Origin of the sequence: Methanoculleus methanifontis, assembly GCF_030464365.1 — an archaeon.
GTDB classification, from domain to species: Archaea; Halobacteriota; Methanomicrobia; order Methanomicrobiales; family Methanoculleaceae; genus Methanoculleus; species Methanoculleus methanifontis.
Map to the genome: position 1 here is coordinate 1 of NZ_VCYI01000024.1, position 21,445 is coordinate 21,445.

At 60.9% G+C, this 21,445-nt stretch carries 23 protein-coding genes and 1 pseudogene; 19 read left to right on the top strand and 5 right to left on the bottom strand.

All coding sequences use genetic code 11. The features are described 5' to 3' along the window. The 15 genes and pseudogenes from FGW20_RS12970 to mtrH form a co-directional block, all read left to right on the top strand. Positions 1-236, top strand: a pseudogene (locus tag FGW20_RS12970) (formylmethanofuran dehydrogenase subunit A); the annotation flags it as partial. A 12-nt stretch (positions 237-248) separates the two neighbouring features. After that, on the top strand, positions 249-1,055 hold the full coding sequence (locus FGW20_RS12975) for a formylmethanofuran dehydrogenase subunit C (RefSeq protein ID WP_301678505.1): 807 nt from the start codon (positions 249-251) through the stop codon (positions 1,053-1,055). Between the two features lie 362 nt (positions 1,056-1,417). Next, positions 1,418-2,722, top strand: coding sequence for a coenzyme-B sulfoethylthiotransferase subunit beta (mcrB, locus tag FGW20_RS12980; protein ID WP_301678506.1), 1,305 nt, complete (start codon positions 1,418-1,420; stop codon positions 2,720-2,722). 17 nt (positions 2,723-2,739) lie between these two features. Next, the gene (gene mcrD / locus FGW20_RS12985) at positions 2,740-3,216 is read left to right on the top strand and encodes a methyl-coenzyme M reductase operon protein D (protein WP_301678507.1); all 477 of its coding nucleotides are present in this window, start codon (positions 2,740-2,742) and stop codon (positions 3,214-3,216) included. A gap of 1 nt (position 3,217) precedes the next feature. Next, positions 3,218-3,841 (top strand): methyl-coenzyme M reductase I operon protein C, encoded by a 624-nt coding sequence (gene mcrC, locus FGW20_RS12990; RefSeq protein ID WP_301678508.1) that lies wholly within the window; start codon positions 3,218-3,220, stop codon positions 3,839-3,841. A gap of 17 nt (positions 3,842-3,858) precedes the next feature. Continuing rightward, positions 3,859-4,623 (top strand): coenzyme-B sulfoethylthiotransferase subunit gamma, encoded by a 765-nt coding sequence (mcrG, locus tag FGW20_RS12995; protein ID WP_301678509.1) that lies wholly within the window; start codon positions 3,859-3,861, stop codon positions 4,621-4,623. Between the two features lie 5 nt (positions 4,624-4,628). Next, positions 4,629-6,335 carry a coenzyme-B sulfoethylthiotransferase subunit alpha gene (mcrA, locus tag FGW20_RS13000; RefSeq protein WP_301678510.1) on the top strand — a complete coding sequence of 569 codons (1,707 nt, stop codon included), beginning with the start codon at positions 4,629-4,631 and terminating at the stop codon, positions 6,333-6,335. A gap of 194 nt (positions 6,336-6,529) precedes the next feature. Further along, entirely contained in the window at positions 6,530-7,426 is an 897-nt protein-coding gene (gene mtrE / locus FGW20_RS13005) for a tetrahydromethanopterin S-methyltransferase subunit E (protein ID WP_048180306.1), read from the top strand. Then, the gene (gene mtrD, locus FGW20_RS13010; protein ID WP_301678511.1) at positions 7,423-8,274 is read left to right on the top strand and encodes a tetrahydromethanopterin S-methyltransferase subunit D; all 852 of its coding nucleotides are present in this window, start codon (positions 7,423-7,425) and stop codon (positions 8,272-8,274) included. Before mtrE ends, mtrD begins: the two co-directional genes overlap by 4 nt. After that, complete coding sequence (gene mtrC / locus FGW20_RS13015; RefSeq protein WP_301678512.1) at positions 8,275-9,129, top strand: tetrahydromethanopterin S-methyltransferase subunit MtrC; 855 nt, start codon at positions 8,275-8,277, stop codon at positions 9,127-9,129. Then, on the top strand, positions 9,130-9,414 hold the full coding sequence (mtrB, locus tag FGW20_RS13020) for a tetrahydromethanopterin S-methyltransferase subunit MtrB (RefSeq protein WP_301678513.1): 285 nt from the start codon (positions 9,130-9,132) through the stop codon (positions 9,412-9,414). A 13-nt stretch (positions 9,415-9,427) separates the two neighbouring features. Next, positions 9,428-10,150 (top strand): tetrahydromethanopterin S-methyltransferase subunit A, encoded by a 723-nt coding sequence (gene mtrA, locus FGW20_RS13025; protein ID WP_301678514.1) that lies wholly within the window; start codon positions 9,428-9,430, stop codon positions 10,148-10,150. A 5-nt stretch (positions 10,151-10,155) separates the two neighbouring features. Further along, positions 10,156-10,365 (top strand): tetrahydromethanopterin S-methyltransferase subunit F, encoded by a 210-nt coding sequence (locus tag FGW20_RS13030; protein ID WP_301678515.1) that lies wholly within the window; start codon positions 10,156-10,158, stop codon positions 10,363-10,365. 1 nt (position 10,366) lies between these two features. After that, a complete protein-coding gene (mtrA, locus tag FGW20_RS13035; protein ID WP_301678516.1) occupies positions 10,367-11,107 on the top strand; it encodes a tetrahydromethanopterin S-methyltransferase subunit A in 741 nt (246 codons plus the stop codon). A 15-nt stretch (positions 11,108-11,122) separates the two neighbouring features. After that, the gene (gene mtrH / locus FGW20_RS13040) at positions 11,123-12,160 is read left to right on the top strand and encodes a tetrahydromethanopterin S-methyltransferase subunit H (RefSeq protein ID WP_301678517.1); all 1,038 of its coding nucleotides are present in this window, start codon (positions 11,123-11,125) and stop codon (positions 12,158-12,160) included. A 183-nt stretch (positions 12,161-12,343) separates the two neighbouring features. On the opposite strand, the gene FGW20_RS13045 is transcribed toward mtrH, so the two are convergent. Beyond that, complete coding sequence (locus tag FGW20_RS13045; RefSeq protein ID WP_301678518.1) at positions 12,344-13,309, bottom strand: EF-Tu/IF-2/RF-3 family GTPase; 966 nt, start codon at positions 13,307-13,309, stop codon at positions 12,344-12,346. A gap of 476 nt (positions 13,310-13,785) precedes the next feature. On the opposite strand from FGW20_RS13045, the gene FGW20_RS13050 reads away from it, so the two are divergent. From FGW20_RS13050 to FGW20_RS13065, 4 genes are all read left to right on the top strand, one after another. Next, positions 13,786-14,736 (top strand): FecCD family ABC transporter permease, encoded by a 951-nt coding sequence (locus tag FGW20_RS13050; RefSeq protein WP_301678519.1) that lies wholly within the window; start codon positions 13,786-13,788, stop codon positions 14,734-14,736. After that, positions 14,733-15,989: an ABC transporter ATP-binding protein gene (locus FGW20_RS13055; RefSeq protein ID WP_301678520.1), complete on the top strand. Its 1,257-nt coding sequence runs from the start codon at positions 14,733-14,735 to the stop codon at positions 15,987-15,989. Before FGW20_RS13050 ends, FGW20_RS13055 begins: the two co-directional genes overlap by 4 nt. 157 nt (positions 15,990-16,146) lie before the next feature. Beyond that, a complete protein-coding gene (locus FGW20_RS13060; protein WP_301678521.1) occupies positions 16,147-17,184 on the top strand; it encodes an ABC transporter substrate-binding protein in 1,038 nt (345 codons plus the stop codon). An 8-nt stretch (positions 17,185-17,192) separates the two neighbouring features. Then, positions 17,193-17,936, top strand: coding sequence for a sugar phosphate isomerase/epimerase family protein (locus tag FGW20_RS13065; protein ID WP_301678522.1), 744 nt, complete (start codon positions 17,193-17,195; stop codon positions 17,934-17,936). Positions 17,937-18,074: 138 nt separating this feature from the next. Here FGW20_RS13065 and FGW20_RS13070 read toward each other — a convergent pair whose 3' ends face one another. From FGW20_RS13070 to FGW20_RS13085, 4 genes are read right to left on the bottom strand one after another with little or no spacing between them, the layout of a single operon-like run. Beyond that, a complete protein-coding gene (locus FGW20_RS13070) occupies positions 18,075-18,473 on the bottom strand; it encodes a hypothetical protein (protein ID WP_301678523.1) in 399 nt (132 codons plus the stop codon). A gap of 6 nt (positions 18,474-18,479) precedes the next feature. Beyond that, complete coding sequence (locus FGW20_RS13075; protein ID WP_301678524.1) at positions 18,480-19,265, bottom strand: energy-coupling factor transporter transmembrane component T family protein; 786 nt, start codon at positions 19,263-19,265, stop codon at positions 18,480-18,482. After that, complete coding sequence (locus FGW20_RS13080) at positions 19,196-20,728, bottom strand: ABC transporter ATP-binding protein (RefSeq protein WP_301678525.1); 1,533 nt, start codon at positions 20,726-20,728, stop codon at positions 19,196-19,198. The genes FGW20_RS13075 and FGW20_RS13080 overlap by 70 nt, the downstream gene beginning before the upstream one ends. Beyond that, a complete protein-coding gene (locus tag FGW20_RS13085; protein ID WP_301678526.1) occupies positions 20,718-21,284 on the bottom strand; it encodes a hypothetical protein in 567 nt (188 codons plus the stop codon). Before FGW20_RS13085 ends, FGW20_RS13080 begins: the two co-directional genes overlap by 11 nt. Between the last annotated feature and the right edge of the window lie 161 nt (positions 21,285-21,445).

Here is a 21,445-nt window from a genome sequence, read left to right on the forward strand (position 1 = left end):
TGAACGCAGAGCACCTCTTCAAGGCCGGTGTCCCGGTCGTCAAAGACCATGAGATCGCCTCGAACGGCAACAAGAGGACGCTCTGGGTGAACGCGAAGGTCGACGAGAACCCGCAGGTGATGCGTGATGTCAAGGAGAAGTTCCTCCGCTACTACACGGTCACCCTGAACAACTACGAGGTTACTGGACACTATCTCCCGAACCCGTACGTGATCGAGGTTGATGCCACAGAGTGAGGAGAGAGAAGGATGGAAACAGTTACACTCACCATAAAGAACCAGCCCGATCTCTTCCTCGAGGCCGACAACATCGCACCCGACGCGGTTGCCGGGAAGAAAGCCGAAGAGATCGCTGAACTCCACGTGTACGTGGGCAGGGAGCAGCACCGGCTCGGAGACTTCTTCGAAGTCTCCGGCAACGCCGGAGCAACGCCCGAAGAGACGAAGATCGTCGTCAACGGCGACCTCTCCCGGGTCAAGTACATCGGCATGAAGATGACCGGCGGCGAGGTCGTCGTCAACGGCAACGCCGATATGTACGTCGGAGCCTGGATGCAGGGCGGCAAGATCACGGTGAACGGGGACGTCGATGCCTTTGCTGGAACCGGCATGAAGGGCGGCGAGATCGTCATCAACGGCAACGCCGGGAACTACCTCGGCGCCGCATACCGCGGCGACTGGCGCGGCATGCAGGCCGGCAAGATCACCGTCACCGGCAATGCGGGAAGTGATCTCGGCACCTTCATGAACGGCGGCGAGATCATCGTCGGCGGCGATGTCGACGTCCATGTCGCCACCCATGCCGAGGGTGGAAAGATCATCATCAAGGGCAATGCAAAGAGCCGTCTCGGCGGCCAGATGGTGGAAGGCGAGATCTATGTCCTCGGCGACATCGACGTCATGATGCCCGGATTTGCATACCGCGAGGATGTCGACGTCGATACGGACGGCATCAAAGGGCGTTTTGCTCTCTACGAGGGCGACCTCGGAGAGCGCCACCGAAAGAGAAAAGGTCAGATGATTTACGCTAAACTCTACCAGCGGATCGAGGCCTGAAACCTTCTTTTTTTTGCGAGCACGTGTATATTAGATCGATCGTCGGAGAGCGAATGCGATCGGCGTAGAAAACGTAGCACAAAATACAAACTTGTGCCATTTTTATGTTACGACGAAACAGGCAAGATATGTTCATCGTTCAGAGCAATCAGAATATTTCCAGCAGATCTTTTATATCGGGTTCAGGATATATATTTGCTCATAGACATAAATAGCAATGCTTATATTATCAGAGAAAGTTACTATCTTTTTGTCCCACGAGGACGTGCAGTAGTCACCATCAGCCACAGTCAGCGATGCTTTTAGCGTTCATTTCACACTCCCGGATTGTATGCACTTAAAGAGGGTAATGGAGGAAAATTATGGCAAAATACAAGGAAACTATTGACCTGTACGATGATGCAGGCAAGCAGTTGAAGAGCGGTGTGCCGCTCGAGAAGGTCAGCCCGGTGATCAACCCGGCGACCAGGAAACTCATCGACCTCACCAAGAGGACGATTGCAGTCAACCTGGGCGGTATTCAGGAAGGCCTGAAGGTCGGAAAGGTAGCCAAGGGATATGTTCTCGGGCGTGAGATGGACCTCGACATCATCGGCAACAAGGACGCCATCATCGGAAAGATCAAGGAGATGGTCCAGGTCGAGGAGGGTGACGACACCAACATCCGCGAGTTCGGCGGCGGTAAACTCATCCTCGTCGAGGCCCCCATGGCCCGTCTCGAGGCTGCATCCACCTACGACGCCGCGATCACCTCGGTTGCAGCCGCGACAACCTACTCGATCATCGAGCAGTTCGACATCGGAGCGTTCGACGCGGCGATGGTCAAGGCGGCAGTCTGGGGTACCTACCCGCAGACGATGGACCTTGGCGGCGCCAACGTCACGTCCATCCTGTCGATCCCCCAGAACAACGAAGGCCTCGGCTACGCGCTCCGCAACATCCCGGTCAACCACGCCGTGATGATCACCGGCAGGAACGCGATGCAGGGTGCCGCACTCTCGTCCACCTTCGAACAGGCAGGAATGTTTGAGATGGGTAACGCTATCGGACCGTTCGAGCGTGCCCAGCTGCTCACTTACGCTTATCAGGGCCTGAACGCGAACAACATGGTCTACGACCTCGTCAAGGCAAACGGCGCGACCGGAACCGTCGGTACCGTCGTCCAGAGCGTGGTCGAGCGCGCCATCGAAGACAAGGTCATCACCCCGGGCAAGAAGGGCGGGTACTTCCAGTTCTATGACACGAAGGACCCGATGCTCTGGAACGCCTACGCCGCTGCGGGAACCATGGCAGCAACCATGGTCAACTGCGGTGCCGGCCGGTTCGCCCAGGCAGTCTCCTCGACGCTCCTGTACTTCAACGACCTGCTTGAACACGAGACCGGTCTCCCGAGCACCGACTACGGTCGTGTCATGGGTACCGCCGTCGGGTTCTCGTTCTTCAGCCACTCGATCTACGGTGGCGGCGGACCCGGTGTCTTCAACGGCAACCACGTCGTGACCAGACACGCCGCAGGCGTGGCTATCCCGTGTGTGGTCGCTGCGGCGGCACTCGATGCCGGAACGCAGATGTTCGCGCCGGAGAGCACCTCCAAGGTCTACGGCGACACCTTCGGCCAGGTTGATGTCTTCAACAAGCCGATCCAGCAGATCGCACAGGGTGTGTAAATAACACAAGGATGCTAATGACCGAAGCCATATACCCTCAGGTTCGAATCGTTTCTGCGCGATTCCTCAGACCCGATACGGTGGAACAACTTCTGAACAGGCTTGTTCAGATTGGCGGGATTCTCCGGATGTCTCTTACCGGACAGAACCTTCCCGCCACCGTTCCCTACGGCCCGGCACGGGGGAAACCCAACCCCCACCCGGACCGCAAGGTCATCCATGTCGGGGACCAGGATGTCCAGCTCCAGGTACAGGTTGGAGCCGTTATCCTGGAACTCGAGGACGAGTCGTACATCCCGGCCATCGAGGAAGCAGTCGATGAAGTCTTTGCCAGCAAGGATTTCTCCTGCGCCGTCCAGAAAGGGCGGTTCATGAAGTCCCAGCCGACGGTGTCCGACTACGCGAAATACGGACCTGATGCCGACAGAGAAATTCTCGGGCTCGTCGATCCCAGAAAGAAAGGCGGCCCCGTTATCATTCAGGGAAACAAGTAAGATGCCAATCGGAAGAGTGACCCAGGTTGTCGATTGCCGCGAGAGCATGGGGATGGGTAAAGGAGGCGGTCTCGCCCAGCGGGGCACCATCTCCGAGACCCGGTCTCCCGATGTGATCGTGATTGGGATGTCCCCCGGACGCAGGCACGTGACGAAACCGGTCTGCGACATCACCTCCGGTCTCCGGAGGGAGGGGGCGGAGTTCTCCGTGACCACGCTCGTCCTCAATGCAGGAAGTGGGGTTCCGGCGGATTCACCCGTCGCAGGTCACGTTCTCGGAGCCTACTTCGGGCTGACGGAAAAAGAGATCGCCCAGATTGAGCAGCACAAGGTAGCCATCCTGCACCATGGGAACGTTCGCTCCCATGTGGTGCAGAAAGTCCGGTTTATCCTTGAGCATGCAAACATCAAGGCAATCGTCGTATCCCAGGTTCCGATCGACTTCGAGGATCTCGCAAAAGAGGGAATCAGGACCGCGGTGGTTATGCCGCCGCCCGACCGGACGAAGACGAAAGGTATTGTGATGGATATCGTCAGCGGCGTGACACGGGGTCAGACACCGGGCAGGGAAAAATTGGCAGAGGTCATTCGTGCCGTTATGAAAGTGCTAAAAAGCCCAACATGAATGAGGTGAAAGAAAACATGGCATACAAGCCCCAGTACGGGCCGGGTACATCCACTGTCGCCGCAAACCGGCGCAAGCAGATGGACCCCAACCAGAAGCTTGAGAAAATGCGTGACGTGACTGATGAGGACATCGTGCTCATTCTCGGCCACAGGGCGCCGGGAGCCGCCTATCCGACGGCCCACCCGCCGCTTGCCGAGCAGCAGGAGCCCGACTGTCCCATCAGGAAGATCGTAACCCCGACGGAGGGTGCGAAGTCCGGAGACCGTATCCGCTACATCCAGTTTGCGGACTCGATGTTCTTTGCCCCCTGCCACCCTTACCAGAGAACCTACACCGAGTGCTACCGCTTCCGCGGTATCGACCCCGGTACGCTCTCCGGTCGTCAGATCGTCGAGTGCCGCGAGCGCGACCTCGAGAAGTACTCCAAGGAACTCGTTGAGACCGAACTCCTCGACCCGGCCCGCACCGGCATCCGCGGCGCGACCGTGCACGGCCACTCGCTCCGTCTTGCCGAGAACGGCATGATGTTCGACATGCTCCAGAGGAGCGTCCTTGGCGAGGACGGCATCGTCCGCTACGTCAAGAACCAGATCGGCGAGCCCCTCGACCGTGCGGTTGCCGTCGGCAAGCCGCTCGACGAGAAGTGGCTCAAGGCGCACACGACGATCTTCCACTCGCTCGGCGGCAGTGCCTACCGTGACGACCAGGAGTACATCGAGTACGTCCAGCGCATCCACACGCTGCGGACGAAATACGGGTTCCTACCGAAGGAGGCCTGATTCCAATGGCAAAGATTGAGAGAACCCAGAAACTGTTCCTGAAATCCCTCAAGGAGAAGTTCCAGGGCCAGGACGTCGAGTCCGAGACGACCGAGTTCTACAAGTTCAACGGCTACCACCAGTCTCCCCGCAAGGAGGAGTTCGTGAAGGCGAGCCGCGCCGTCGAGATGGACCGCGGCATCTCCATGTACGACCCCGTACGCTGCCACCTGGGCGGTATCCCGCTCGGCCAGCGCCAGCTGATGACCTACGAGGTCTCCGGCACCGGCGTCTTCGTGGAGGGTGACGACCTGCACTTCGTCAACAACGCTGCGATGCAGCAGTTCTGGGACGATATCCGCAGGACTGTCATCGTCAACATGGACCTCGCCCACCAGACGCTGCAGAAGCGTCTCGGCAAGGAAGTCACCCCCGAGACGATCAACGAGTACCTCCACGTGCTGAACCACGCGATGCCCGGTGCGGCCGTCGTCCAGGAGCACATGGTCGAGACTCACCCCGGCCTCGTCGACGACTGTTACGTCAAGGTCTTCACCGGCGACCAGGAACTCGCCGACGACCTCGAGCCCCAGTTCGTCCTCGACGTCGAGAAGCTCTTCCCGGCAAAGCAAGCCGAAGCGCTCTCCGCAGCCGTAGGAAAGTCCCTCTGGCAGGCGATCCACATCCCGACCACGGTCTCCCGGACCTGCGACGGTGGAACGACCTCCCGGTGGTCTGCGATGCAGATCGGTATGTCCTTCATCGGTGCCTACCGTATGTGCGCCGGTGAAGCGGCCGTCGCCGACCTCTCCTACGCCGCGAAGCACGCAGGCGTCATCCAGATGGCGTCCCACCTGCCCGCCCGGCGTGCCCGTGGCCCGAACGAGCCCGGCGGTATCGGATTCGGTCTCTTCAGCGACATCATCCAGGCGAACCGCAAGTACCCGAACGACCCCGCGAAGGCCTCTCTCGAGGTCGTCGGCGCCGGAACCATGCTCTTCGACCAGATCTGGCTCGGCTCCTACATGTCCGGCGGTGTCGGGTTCACGCAGTACGCAACCGCGGCCTACACCGACAACATCCTCGACGAGTTCACCTACTACGGTATGGACTACATCAAGGACAAGTACAAGGTCGACTGGAAGAACCCGAGCGCGGACGACAAGGTCAAGCCGACCTACGACATCGTCAACGACATCGCAACCGAGGTCGCCCTGAACGGCATGGAGCAGTACGAGCAGTATCCGACCATGATGGAGGACCACTTCGGCGGTTCCCAGCGTGCCGGTGTGCTTGCCGCCGCCTGCGGCCTGTCCTCATCGATCGCAACCGGAAACTCCAACGCCGGCCTGAACGCCTGGTACCTCTGCATGCTCCTGCACAAGGACGGATGGTCGCGTCTCGGCTTCTTCGGCTACGACCTCCAGGACCAGTGCGGTTCCGCGAACTCCCTCTCCATCCGTGGAGACGAGGGCGCCATCGGCGAGGTCCGTGGCCCGAACTACCCGAACTACGCGATGAACGTCGGACACCAGGGCGAGTACGCTGCAATCGTCGGCGGTGCCCACTACGGCCGCGGCGACGCGTGGTGCTTCGACCCGCGGGTGAAGATCTGCTTCGCCGACCCGGCGCTGAAGTTCGACTTCGCCGAGCCCCGCCGCGAGTTCGCGAAGGGTGCCATCCGCGAGTTCATGCCCGCCGGCGAGCGTTCGCTCATCATTCCGGCCCGGTAACCCCAAATCAACTTTTTTTTCCTTAGCGTAACCCAAAATGTCTAAAAATGTCATTCCGGGCGATTTTTTACGTTTCGTTGCGATAGCGGCGCAACTTTTCGAAACCTTTAATTAAGTCATAAACAACTGTTAAATGAACCAAAAAGGTTTTGAACTCATGCTCTGGTGCCATGAGCACCGGAGGAGGATGCTGAATGGAAGAGATCGTATTTGGCATCGGCATTACCGCATTGGCAGGTGCTCTTGCAACCGTCGCCGGCGCTGCGGAAGACACTGAATCTGATATCGGATCACAGGGTGACCCGAACTCGCAGGTTCAGCTGGCTCCGCAGATGGGATATATTCACCGCATCTTCAACAAGGCAGTTGCCGGTGAACCCCCCGCGTACGGCCTATGGGTTGCTCTGGGTGCAGGCCTTGCTTGGGCATTCATGGCGATGCAGATAAACCCGATACTTGCAATCGTTCTCGGGAGCGCTCTCGCGGTCTTCGTGCAGGGCGTATATGCGACTACCGCATACCTTGGCCGTACTGCAAGTCTCGCCAAGTTTGGACAGCCGGTCTATATCGATATCCTGAAGTCGATGACGACCGTGACCATGGCACACGCGTTTGTAGCGATATTCACCACTGTCGCGATGTGTCACCTGATGATCAGCGCACTCGGCCACCCCTTCCCGCTCCCGCTTCTCGGGCTCGTCTGGGGTATCGCACTCGGTGCAGCCGGATCTGCAACCGGTAACCCGTTCTACGGAAAGGAGCGGCAGTACCAGGAACAGAAGTTCGGAGCAGGCGTTCCGATCTCTGCGTCCGGAAACATCGTCCGCTACGCCGAGGCCGGCCAGCGGAACTCGCTTGACAACGGTTTCTTCAGCGCCAAACTCGGCGGCCCCGCGTCGGGTATTTGCTTTGGCCTGATCGTCTTCTTCGAACTCTGGCGTACCGTAGTCTTCGAAGAACTCAACATCTGGGGACCGATCATCGTCGGTGTCGTCGTCATCCTGATCTTTGCCATCATCGACCGCTACATCGAGGTCTGGGCAAGGAAGAACTTCGGACCCTACACGACCCCTGAGGAGGCATCATCATGAGCGCACTCGGCGGACCTAAACAGACTGCAGGCGTCCAGCCCCCGACGGCAATAGGTATCGTCCTCAGCATCATCCTTATCGTCGCCGCACTCGGACTCGCCTACTACCTCGTGCAGATGGCCGGTGTTATCGCCGTCGTCGGCATCATCATCGGCGGTGTCCTGATCGCGTTCGGTGTCCACTTCGTCCCGGTCGGCGGTGCCCCCGCTGCAATGGGACAGTCGCCCGGTATCGCGACCGGTGTCGCGATGCTCGCGGCCGGTGCCGGTCTTGCCGGACTCTTCGGCGGCGCATGGGCCGCTCCGTTCGGATTCGCAGTCGCCCTCGCGGGCGGTGCGGTCGGCGGCGGTCTCCTGATGGCGATCACCTGTACGATGGTCAACGTCATCTACATCTTCGGCATGGGTATCCCGGCAGCCTCCGGTAAGGTCGACAAGGACCCGATCACGGGCGACACCTTCCCCGAGTACAAGAGCCAGGGTACCGAGGGACACGGCCTTCCGTTCATCTCCTGGGTCGGCGGTGTCGTCGGCGGTGCACTCGGCGGTCTTGGAGGAACGCTCATCTACCTCGAGCTCCTCGACGTCTACCAGGCACAGCTGCCCGTCCTGCTGAACACCACGGTCGAGCAGATCGCGCCCGTCGCAATCTCGCTTGCCGGCGTCTTCGCAATCGCTATGTTCCTGATCAACGCCGTGCTTGCGGCATACAACATCACCGGTACGATCGAAGGGCCGCACGACCCCAAGTTCAAGCGGTTCCCGAGAGCGATCATCGCAGCTGCCGTGGCATCCGCCGTTGCAGGTATCTTTGCGATCGGACTCCTCGAACTGGTGGGGGTATTCTAAATGTCAGTAAAAATTGAAGTAGGAGCAGGCGGCATCCCGCACAACCAGATCCTGATCTACGGCCTTGTCGGATCGCTCGTCCTGATCTACCTGACATACCTGAACACGTACTTCCAGACCGAGTACTTCGCGTTCTTCGGTGGGCTTGCCGCCGTCGTCGCACTCCTCTGGGGTACCGACACGATCAAGCACCTCTGCAGCTACGGTCTCGGTACCGGTGTCCCCTCGGCAGGTATGATTGCCCTTGGGTCCGGTGTCGTTGCCGCGCTCTTCGGAGCCACGACCGGCCCGTTCGCGCCTATCGTGACGATCATCATCGCCGCAATCATCGGCGCAGTCGCCGGACTGATGGCGAACGCCGTTGTCCGGATGGACATCCCCGTCATGGTCGTCTCGCTGATCGAGCTTGCAATCGTCGGCGCAATGACGGTGCTCGGTCTCGCGGCCATGGCCTGCGGAACGTTCGAGTTCCTCGGCATGATCACCGGCACGGTAACCTTCCTTGGGTTCACCATGCTGACCTACGAGACCTCGGTCATCGGTGGCGGCATCATCGCCGTGATCTTCATGCTCGGCGCTATCGCCATCCAGCACCCCTTCAACGCCTGTCTCGGGCCGGGAGAGCAGCAGGACCGGACGCTCATGCTCGCCGCGGAGTGCGGGTTCCTCTCCATGATCCCCGTCGCGATCATCTCGTTCGCGTTCATCGGCGCATATGCCGCGCTCATCGCACTGGTGATCTCCATCATCGGGTGGCTCTACACCTACCAGCAGTACATCGAGCTCTCGAAGCGTGACGCCTACGCGTGGCTCGACGCTCAGCCCATCATGGAGCCCGAAGAGGGAGGTGCCTAAATGGCGTACATTCAGGTACTGCCCGAGTTCGGCCTGGTTGTTGACCCGATGGTCGGTGTTGTCACCACCGCCGGTGTCTCGTACACCCCCGTGATCGAGCAGGTGACGGAACTTGAGAAGATTACCGACGACATGGTCGGCATGCTCTCCGGAGAGGGCAACTTCCTGGCATCGTTCCCGAACAGGGAGGGCGTTCTCAATGTCGCCGGAGGCGTGACCGCATTCTGGTACGGCATGGCAATCGGTCTTCTGGTTGCCGGTGTCGTCGTATTAGGACTGCTATGAGGTGAAGAAGAACATGGTTGAAAAGAAATCACCGGCCAGCGGATGGCCGATTGTTCAGGGCGACTTCCACACAGGAGATGCACAGAGCTGCATCGGCGTCGTCACCATGGGATCCCACCTCGACGAGCAGGGCATCTGCGATGCCGGAGCGGCAATCGCCGGGTCCTGCAAGACCGAGAACCTCGGCCTTGAGAAGATCATCGCGAACGTCATCTCCAACCCTAACATCAGGTTCATTCTCTGCTGTGGTACGGAGGTCAAGGGACACCTGTCCGGGCAGAGTTTCATAGCCCTGCACGAAGGCGGAGTCTCCGGCGGAAAGATTGTCGGCGCCCAGGGAGCCATCCCGTTCATCGAGAACCTCTCCGACGAAGCGATCAGCCGCTTCCAGGAGCAGGTCGAGATTGTCAACATCATGGAAAGCGAGGACATGGGCACCATCAAGGCCAAGATCGACGAACTCAAGGCCAGAGATCCCGGTGCGTTCGGCGCAGAACCCATGATCGTCGAGGTCAAGGAAGCAGGCGGTGCCGGTGAGGAAGTGACCGGTGAAGTGCAGCCGCTCTCCGGCGAACTGGCACTGGTACACGCACGGATGAAAGTCATCGAGCGGATGGTCACCGACATAGGCTACCGCAACAGGTTTGCCGCCGGTGTCTATTCGGGCAAGATCGAGGGTCTCATGATCGGCCTGATCGTCTCGTTCGTGATTCTGGGGTTCATCTTGCTGGGGTGAAATAAATGGCAGAAGAAGTTACACAGGCAGGCCCCATCCGGATGACGGCAATCAACAACATGATGGACTCCATCCGGTACAAGGCACAGATCCTTGCCCGCACGTCCAAACTTGAGTCGGGCATCATGGGCATGGGAATCACCGGATTCGCTATCGGGCTCGTCGTAGCCGTGCTTCTGATTGTGATTCCGGCACTGATGCTGGGGGCGATCTAACATGGCTGAAAAGAAATCACCGGCCAGCGGATGGCCGATCGTTCAGGGCGACTTCCACACGGGAGATGCACAGAGCTGCGTCGCCGTTATCACCATGGGATCCCACCTCGACGAGCAGGGCATCTGCGATGCCGGAGCGGCTATCGCCGGATCCTGCAAGACCGAGAATCTCGGCCTTGAGAAGATCATCGCGAACGTCATCTCCAACCCCAACATCAGGTTCGCCCTCTGCTGTGGTACGGAGGTCAAGGGACACCTGTCCGGGCAGAGTTTCATAGCCCTGCACGAAGGCGGAGTCTCCGGCGGAAAGATTGTCGGCGCCCAGGGAGCCATCCCGTTCATCGAGAACCTCTCCGACGAAGCGATCAGCCGCTTCCAGGAACAGGTCGAGATCGTCAACATCATGGAAAGCGAGGACATGAGCACCATCAAGGCCAAGATCGACGAACTCAAGGCCAGAGATCCCGGTGCGTTCGGCGCAGAACCCATGGTCGTCGAGGTCAAGGAAGCAGCAGGCGGTGCGGCGGAAGTTGCCGTTGCAGGCGCAAATCCGCAGTTCCTTGAGATCGAAGAGAGGCTCAATGCCATCGAGAAGAGGATCGAGTTCGTCGATGCCGAGATCGCCCAGCGCGTCGGAAGAAAGATCGGGCGCGATATCGGCATCCTGTACGGACTGGTCGCAGGTTTGATTGTATTCATGATGTTGTTGGTATTACTGCCCAAATTGCTTGGGTACCTGTAAGGAGGATTGACGAATATGTTCAAATTCGAAAAAGAGCAGACGGTACACGACTTCAACGGTACCATGATCGGCGGGCAGCCTGGAGAGTACCCGACCGTGCTCGGTGCATCCATCTTCTACAACAAGCACGAAGTAGTTCTGGATGACCACACCGGAAAGATTGACAAAGAAAAGGCAGAGGCGCTCTGGAACCGCTGCCAGGAACTCTCGGATCTCACCGGCATTCCGCACTTCATCCAGATCATCGGGGAGTTCGGCGAGGCCTTCGAGAGCTACATCGACTGGTTCTGCAGCATCGATGACAAGACCGCGTTCCTGATGGACTCGTCCGTCCCGGCGGCGCTCGCCCACGCATGCGAGTACGTCACCCAGGCCGGCGTTGCGGACCGTGCGATCTACAACTCGATCAACGGTTCGATCGGACCGGAGAACATCGAGGCGCTGGCCAAGAGCGATGTGAACGCAGCCATTGTCCTCGCCTTCAACCCCGCCGACCCCTCGGTTGCCGGCCGCGAGAAGGTCCTGGTCGAGGGCGGTGTCGCCGGACAGGAGATGGGTATGCTCGAGATCGCGGAGAAGTGCGGTATCACCCGCCCGATCCTCGACACCGCGGCAACCCCGCTCGGTCTCGGCTCCGGTGGCTCCTACCGTGAGATCCTCGCCTGCAAGGCGATCCACGGCCTGCCGACCGGTGGTGCCTACCACAACATGACCGTCTCCTGGACCTGGCTGAAGCGCTGGAAGGGAACGAAGAAGACCCCCTCGCAGCAGCTCGCCGGCCTCGAGGGCAAGGAAGGGCTCGTCGAGCAGCTCCTGCACCACTACCTCGGTGGTACGGATGGGATGCGCCAGGCAGCCTGGTCCGCGCCCGATATCGGCTGCAACATGATTGCAAGCACCCTCGGTGCCGACCTGATCATGTACGGCCCGATCGAGAACGTGGAAGCGATGATCACCGCGCAGGCCTACACCGACATCGTCGTGCTGGAAGCGGCACGCGACTTCGGCATCGAGCCCCAGGTGGACAGCCACCCGTTCTTCAGGCTCATCTAAACCCTACTTTTTTTTACGCCGTCCTTACGTCCGGCCTCTCCCGGAACGCCGCATCCCTTCAGCGGAGACCGCAGATCTCCTGGCTCGCGAACCCAGGAGCGGCGTCGGAGATGTTTACCGGTTAAAACGCCCGAAAAAAAGAGTGTGCCTGCCGGAAGGCGAAGGGCTCCCTGCACCGGCGGCTCATACGAGTTCGATATGCCCGGCGATCCGGAGTTTCCCGCCCTCGAGGTAGTGGAGCACCGCCGCATCGCCCGGGAGGTAAACGAGGTCTTTTTCGAGCGCAAGCGTGAGCGTCGGCTGCCGCCAGTCCCCCTCGTCCTGCACCGCCTCCACCCGCGCCGGGATGAACTGCATCCAGTGGCCGAGGTGGAGCACCGTTCCAACAGCAAGCGGCGCCGGCCAGTACTTCACCAGGGTTGCCTGCACCTCAAGGGTTGACCGGGCCTGGATCGCGGGGTCGTCGGAGAGGACGAAACCGCGGTCGAGGTCGTCGGACTCGATGTTCTTGAGCGCAAGCCCCACGCGGTCACCCTCGGCGGCCCAGTCGAAGTCGTCGTCGTGCTTCTGGATCGACCGCACCGTGATTGTCTTCTCCCCGGGGTAGACCTTCAGGGTATCGTGCTTCCTGATACCGCCCCGCTCCACGCCGCCGAGGATGACCGTCCCGATGCCGCGGACGTTGAAGTGGTGGTCGATGGTGATGGTTCCCACGGCACCGGCGGCAGGCTGGACGGAAGAGTGGGCGTGCGCCTCACGAAGCAGGAGATCGCGCAGCGCGATCGGGTCTTCGTTCACGAACTCGTAATGCTCGAGCACCGTCCCGGGCAGGAGCGGCGCGACGTCACCAGGGGTCAGGTAGTTCTGGAGAACGATGTAGCCCCGCTCAATCCCCGCTTCGTCAAGCATCAGCACCCACTCCCCAAGCATCGGGGTGATCTCGCTCACCACGACGAGAGCCGCATCCGCCATCGATGCGGCGTAGAAGAGCGGGGCCAGCCGTTCGGGGTACCGGGTAGGCTCGATGATAGTAACGGTGTCCTCGCCCTTCTTCAGATTGTAAAAGGTGATATCGGATTCCGTGCCTTTTTTCCCGAGGTCTTTTGCGTAACCGGCGGGCCCCAGCACGGCAACATTCAGATTGCCCATATGTCTGATCTCTTGGTTATCCAGGGGTATGAGGTTTGCTCCATGCTCAGTACTTCACTCTTTTTGACATCCGAGATCGAACAATGTCCGCACCTCCGGTGCTCAAACTCCGGGTATCATCCATCGCCCTTCGCGCCCTTTGCGCCTTCGCGTGAGGTGACGGTAGGCGTAGTGCCGAGATTTCACGCGAAGAACGCGAAGCCGCGAAGCGCACCGGGTCGGAGCATGAGAAGAACTGAAGGGTGCGATGGGCTGAACACCCGGAGTTTGAGCAACCGTCAGGTTGCGACGGGAGTCAATGTTTTGAACACCTGGAGGGCTGTCTAAAACATTTTAGCGAAACACTGGTGCTGCCTGGGGGAGACTATATCCGCGCATCACCGCAATCCTGCACGCAAACACCCGGTCAGGGGGAGATCCCCGCACAACAAACCCAAATGAATTTTAATAAATGTAACTTAATTTTATGAGCACATATGCGGAGAACAGCACCGATCATCATCCTGACGCTCATCTGCGCGCTTCTCATCAGCATGGCCCTTGCGGTCGCTCTCGGACCGAGCGGGATCTCTTTTGGATCGCTCTTCACCTCGGATAACGCCTGGATGATCCTCTGGGAGATCCGGGTGCCGAGGGTGATCGCCGCGGCGCTGGTCGGGTGCGGACTTGCCGTGGCAGGCACGGCCATGCAGGCACTCTTCCGAAACCCCATGGCCGACCCCTATATCATCGGCACATCGTCGGGCGGAGCACTCGGAGCTACACTCGCAATCGTCTTCTTTGCCGGTACGGGACGCACCGTGCTTGCGTTCGCCGGGGCGATGATCGCAACGTTTACCGTCTACTTCATCGCCCGCAGAGGGGGCAAGATCCCGGTCGAGACGCTCCTGCTCTCCGGTGTCGCCCTCGCGACGCTTCTGTCGGCACTCCTCTCCTTCCTCATGTATACCGCAGGGCGGAGCCTGCACCAGATCATGTTCTGGCTGATGGGAGGGTTCTGGAACATAGCGTGGAACGACGTCGTCGTCGCCATTCCCATCCTGATCGGGGGTGCAGGGATCTACCTCTTCGCACGCGACCTCAATATCCTCGCCTTAAACGAAGAGGACGCAACCCATCTCGGGGTGAACGTCGAGCGAACCAAGCAGATCCTCCTTGCACTGAGCGCGTTCGTGACGGGTATAGCCGTTGCAGTGGCCGGCTCAATCGGGTTCATCGGTCTCATTACCCCGCACGTGATGCGGCTGATCGTTGGGCCCGACCACCGTTTCCTCTTTCCCGCGGCCGCGCTTGCCGGGGCCATCCTCCTCGTATGGGCGGACGCGCTCACGCGAACCTTCACGAGCGACATGCCGGTCGGTATTCTGACCGCCTGTTTCGGCGCACCGTTCTTCATATACCTCCTCCGGAGCCGGATGAAAGCATGAAACCAATTGAGATCATCGATATCGACGTATCTTACGGCGCAAAGAAGATCCTCGAAGCAATCACGTTCCACGCGGACGCAGGCGAGATCCTCGGTATCGTCGGGCCGAACGGGTCCGGGAAGACGACGCTCCTGAAAGCGATGAGCAGAGTCGTCGCCCGGGATAACGGAGAGATCCGGCTTGACGATCAGGATCTGGACTCGCTCGGATACCGCGAACTTGCGCGCCGGGTTGCGGTCGTCCCGCAGGATATCTCGATCGGCTTCGACTATACGGTGCGCGACGTCGTCATGATGGGGAGGCACCCCTACATCGGAAGATTTGCCTCCGAGACGGCCCGGGATCTGGAGATCTGCGACCATGCCATGCATCTTGCAAACGTCGCGCACCTCGCTGGAATGTCAGTGCACGAGATCAGCGGGGGAGAACGCCAGCGGGTGCTCATAGCGCGGGCGCTCGCGCAGGAACCGAAGATCCTGCTGCTCGACGAAGCAACCTCGAACCTCGACGTCAGCCACCAGGTTGAGATCCTCAACATCATCCGTGATCTCGCGGGTGAGATCACGGTCGTAAGCGTCTTTCACGACCTGAACCTTGCCGCATACTACTGTGACCGGCTCCTGCTTCTCAAAGACCGGAAGGTCTACGCCGCAGGAGCGCCCGGGGAGGTCCTGACCCGTGAGAATATCCGCGAGGTCTTCGGGATGGAGATGCTCGTCAAACCGCACCCGCTGACGGGGAGACCGTACGTCCTGCCGGTCTATATGCACCAGCCGGGTGCGGGGGCAAACCGGCGGGTGCACGTCGTCTGCGGCGGAGGAACGGGCTCCGACATCCTCCATCTACTCCACGGCGCGGGTTTCACGGTCACCTGCGGTGTCTTAAATGTCCTCGACACGGACTACGGGACAGCCATGCACCTCGGTCTTCCCTGCGTTGCAGAGCCCCCGTTTCACGGCATCACCCCAGAATCGCTCGCGGGCCTCAGGGCGTGCCTGGACGGCGCAGACACCATCATCGTTACGGCAATGCCGATAGGCAGGGGGAACCTCGACAATCTCCGGGTGCTGCTCGATTATCCGACAAAACCCGTAGTCTTCTACGCACGAGACTGCACCAGCCGGATGGAGGATTACACCGGGGGCGAGTTCGGGGCGATGCTGGCGAACCTGGAGGCGCGCGGGGCGCTCCGGGTCGAAGGGGCGGAGGAACTTCTTGCCCGCCTCTCGCAGGACGGCTCCGATCGGGATTGAGCCCCCGACCGCGCACCCCAGGACATAATTCCCGCCAATACGCGCCGGATCGTTTTGGGAAGAAGAGGTGGGAGAACTGCGACCGGCAAGCGTTTTTGTGCCGCATCGCGAACTCGATTTGTAAATTATTATTACCTCAACGCAAGTGTACTTAGTAATGCGAACCACGCGCCTGATACTTTCTGTTGCATCGCTCGCCGTGCTGCTCCTGCTCACCGGGACGGCCGGTGCGGCACCCATAGACAGCGGCGAACGATGCGTGGAAGTGACCGAAGACTCCGGGAAGACAGTCCTCATCCGGGGAGAACCGCAGAGAATCGTCTCGCTCGCGCCTTCCAACACCGAGATCCTGTATGCCCTCGGGCTTGAGGACCGCATCGTCGCCGTCACCGAACGCTGCGACTATCCACCGGCAACAACCGAAAAACCGAAAGTAGGCGGTTTTAGCACCGTCAACATCGAGAAGGTGATCGCTATGGAGCCCGACCTGATCTTCACCACGCCCGCCAACACCGACGAAGTCATCGACCGCCTGCGAACCCTGGGGATGACCGTTGTCACCCTCGACCCGCAGACGATCGACGGTGTCCTGCACGACATCGAACTTGCCGGAAGGGCAACCGGGCAGGAAGAGCAGGCGTCAATACTCATCGAAGGACTCCGGGCGCGCATGGGAGTTGTTGCCGAAGAGGCAGCTGAGACCCGGGACGAACAGCCGTCCGTCGCCCATGTCATCTGGCACGACCCGCTCTGGGTCTGCGGGCAGGGGACGTTCCAGAACGAGGTGATCACAATTGCCGGCGGAACCAATGCGTTCGGCTCGGTTGACGGCTGGAGCATCGTCAGCCTCGAAGAATTCGTCACCACGAATCCTGACTACATCCTGGTCAGTTCGGGCAGCGGTATGGACCGGGACGGATACGACGCCATCTACAACTACATCATAAACGAGCCCCGCCTGCAGAGGCTCGATGCGGTCAGGAACGACCGCGTCTACGTCATCGATGCTGACATCGTCAGCCGGGGGAGCCCGCGGATCGTGGATGCGCTGGAAGAAGTGGCGGACTACATCCATCCGGACACCACCGGGGAGGGTACGCCGGAGGCAACCGGAGCTGTCCAGTCACCGGGGTTCGGCGCGATCACACTCATTTGCGCATTATCCGCAGCAGTCCTGCTCCTGCAAAAGAGGTAGGCCGGGACGTGCACGATATCGGCTGCTCCACCTGCTGCCTGATGGACCGGACACTCGAGGAGGCGCTCGGTCTCATCTCCAGCCGTACGAACCTCGCGGAGATCCTCTCCGACGGCCCCCACTGCCTCTTCCGGTTTGAAGAGGTCTGCCGTTCGTTCAATCTCCACTACACCGTCCATGCACCGGTCGCCGATATCAACATCGCGTCCGAGAACGAGTACCTTCGAAGAGCGGCTGTCAGGGTTCTCGGCGATCTCGCAGCGGTCTGCGACCGGATCGGTGCCGAACGGCTGGTCGTTCACCCGGGACACATCTGGGGAGAAGAGATGCTGAGCGCGGCCGAGCGAGCCCTTGATCGGTCGCTCGACGACCTCGCCACGGTTCAGCAGGAAGTGAACGTCCGGTTCGCCGTCGAGAACATGGGTGCGTGGCAGATCTGCTTCTTCAGGTCGCCGGGGTTCCTCGACCGCCTCGCCGACCGGAACCTCGGCTTCGCCCTCGACGTGGGGCATGCCCACACAAACGGCAACCTGGAGGCGTTCCTGGAACGCGGAGAAGCAATCCACGTTCACCTGCACGACAACTGCAAAATCCAGGACGAACACCTGGCCTGCGGCGACGGCAACATCGATTTTCGCCGCGTGATGGCGGCTCTCCCACCGGGCGCCACGAAGGTCGTCGAGCCGAACTCGTTTCAGGACTATGAACGAAGCCTCGGACACCTGGGGAAGGTCATTTCCTGGCCTTGTTGAAATGCTTCACACAACCTCCAGACAACACCCGGTTGCCAATCAGAGGCTGGTGGTGTGACTTCGCGTGAGCCATGTATGGACAATTCAGGGAGAGGTTCAATCAGAAGAGGGATTTAACAAAGCCTATTTCCTGAACGATCACGGCTCGCGCCCGATCAGCCGCTTCACCGCCGCGAGGAACTCCCGAAACTGCTTCGAGACCTCCGGGCCGGGTGAGCCCGGGTAGGCGTTTGCACCGCGGACGACGGTGCTCCACCCGCCCATATCCACCCGCAGGTGCCAGTAGGTGACGTCGCAGCAGGAGTGGGCGGAGACGTACTCCGGCTCCCACTCACGGACGCCGAGCCGGTCGACGACTTGCCGGAACCGCGCCCACTCCCCCTCCGCGGGTGATGCCTCCATCACCATCCCCGAATAGCCGCCGGCACTCGCCCACTCGTAGAGGAGCCGGCCTTCCACGAGCCTGACGTAGAGGGACGGCCCGGCGCTCCCACCCAGGTAGAACTCGAACGCCGCCGGAAGGGTATCGTCGCGCATACCAGGTTATACGAGCAGCACGGCCAAATACCCTGCGACCACAAGGCCCATGCAGCAGATCCCGGCGACGTCGGCGCGGCCCGGGGAGAGGTCGCGCATCGGCGTCCGCCTGCCGGAGCGGTAGCCGCGGAGGTCGATGGTCAGCCCGAGGATCGTGGCCTTCCCGAGCGAGTTCGAGACCAGGGGGATGATGATGGGAAAGAGCCCTCGTATCTTTCCAGCAAGGCCTTTTCCGGGGTTGTAGGCGCGGGCAAGCTGCGCTTCATGAATCCGCTTCCCCTCGAGCTGCAGGCTCGGGATGAACCGGAGCGCGATCAAGAACATGAGGGTGTAGTCGACCGGCATCCTGAGGCGGTCCATGACGTGGACGAGATCGCGCGGCTGGGTCGATATGACCAGGAGCTGGAACGCAAAGAGCATCGCGGCGAACCGGAGCGACATCGCGAGCGCGAGGTCGATCGCCCCCGCTGTTACGGGGAACGCCCCGCCGATGACCGGGACCGACTGCGGAACCAGGTAACCGATGATCTCCCCGCTCCTGATGGTGAGGATGGTGAGGGCGAGCAGGCTCACCGCGAGCATGAGCAGCAGCGGAACCTGGCGGAGGAGATCGCGGGCGAGCCCGCTCGCGACCGCTATAACCACGACCGCACCGGCAAGGACCGCGAGCATCGCGGTATCGCTCGTCAACACCGCAAGGGCTACGACGACGATCGCAAAGATCAGTTTGGTGAGCGGGTGGAGGCGGTGAAAGGCGCTCTCCCGGGTGACGTACTGCATGATTTCAGACATGGTTCTTCCTCGAAAGTTCCGCTGTTATCGACAATTCTTCCCTGTTCCATCCTGACGATGCGATCCGCATACTCCGTTCCAAGACGCATATCGTGCGTCACCATGACGATCGTGTGGCCGTCCTGCCGCAGGCGGCTGAGGACATCCATGACCCTCCCCGATTCGCAGGCGTCGAGCCCGGTCGTGGGCTCGTCGAGCACGATGACCCTCGGTTTCATGGCGACAATGCAGGCAATCGCCAGGCGCTGCCGCTCGCCCCGCGAGAGCGAGCGCGGGTAGGCCGTCTTCCGGTGGAGGAGACCGACCTCGCGGAGGGCCGCGTCGACCGGCTCCTCCGAAGCGCCGGGGTCGATGTTTTTGAGACCGAACGCCACCTCGTCCGCCACAGTCTCCGCAAAGAGCATGGTGTCCGGGTTCTGGAAGACGAGGCCAACGTGGCGCGCGAGCTCGGCTATCGGAACGGTTGCGGCGTCGAGTCCGTCGACGGTGACGCTGCCTTCGGTTGGACGAAGCAGCCCGTTGAAGTGCTTGACGAGCGTCGTCTTCCCGGACCCGTTCTCCCCGGCCACGGCCACGATCTCTCCGGAAGCGACCTCGAGGTCGAGGCCCTGTATGGCCACAACCCCGTCGTAGCGGTGGACGAGCCCCCGGACGGATATGACGGGGACTCCCTCTCCTGGGAGGGGGGCCGCCGGGCCGGGAGGCCGGGCAGCGCCGGTCGCCGGGTGCTCCTGGACGGACTCCTGCATCATCTCCGCAGGCACCCCGGTCCTTGCGATCGCTCCATCTTTGACGACGACCATCCTGTCCGCGATGGCGGCGAGCTCGCCGATCTTCTGCTCGACGATGAGCACGCCGGTACCTTCGCCGGAGAGCCGCCGGAGAAGGGCGGATACCGCAGCCGTCGATTCCGCGTCCAGTTCGGCGGTGGGTTCGTCGAGGATCAGGACCTTCGTTCCGAGCGCGATGGTTGCGGCGATGGCAACCCGCTGCTTCTGTCCTCCGGAGAGGGTGTGCGGGGCACGGTCTGCGAGATCGGCGATCCCGGTCGCCTCCATCACCGCGCGGAGCCGCTGCTGCATCTCCTCACGGGAGAGGCCGAGGTTCTCAAGCCCGGAGGCGACCTCCTCCTCGACGGTCGTGAAGATGAGCTGGGCTTCGGCGTCGTCGAAGACCACGCCGACATCTCTCCCGATCTCGCCCATGTTCCGGTAGTCCCGGACGCTCTTTCCGAGGATGGTGATCGCACCCCCGAGCGTGCCGCCGTACTCGTGGTGGAGGATGCCGGACGCCGCAAGGCAGAGCGTCGTCTTGCCCGCCCCGGTGGGACCGGTGGCGAAGACGATCTCCCCCTTCCGGAGTTCGAGACTGATCCCATTGAGCGCTGGCGTCTCCGAACCGGGGTAGGTGTAGGAGACCCCCCGAAGGGAAAGGGCGATCTCCCCCCCGGTCTCAGGACTCATCGACCGGCCTCGCATCCCGTCCCGGGGCCTTCTCTCGGGTTCCTCGCATCAGTGCCCGCGATGCGGGCATCTCGAGCGCCTGCGCGACGGCGGCGTTGACCGTAGCCGTGATCAGTACGATCGGCACGGTGACCGCGAGGAACGCCTCGAGCGTTCCGAACTTCCCAAGGACCGTTGGAGCCACGGCAAGGATGGAGATGACGATGAACGAGAATCCGCTCGCAAAGGTGGCAACAAGGGTCGTCACCGCCGGGGCGAGCACGAACCGGTCTCTCAGCACCAGGTAGGTCCCAAGACAGACGACCGCCCCGATGGGTTCGCTGATGAGGTTCGCGGGCGGGAAGATCGAGTGGCTGAGAAGCGCGCAGACGACGCCCGCCACGACGCCAATCCCGAGCGCCTCGCGGAACGTGGGCGCGATGAGGATGATGGCGAGGCTGTAGAAGGCGATCACGAGGTTCGATACGATGGGGCCGGGGATCAGGAGGGACATGTACCTGATGATGGCCCCTATGGCAAGGAGTATGCCGACAATTGCAATATCTCTCGATTTCATGGTATCGATTTCATACTATTGAGGTTCGACGAGCGTTCAGACGGAACGTGTGTAGCGGGACGGAGGCCGGTGTGACCGGACGACTCTGACCAAACTACACATCATTGTACAAAATAGTACATTATTGGATATATATTTATGGGGTGGAGACCCCGTCCCGG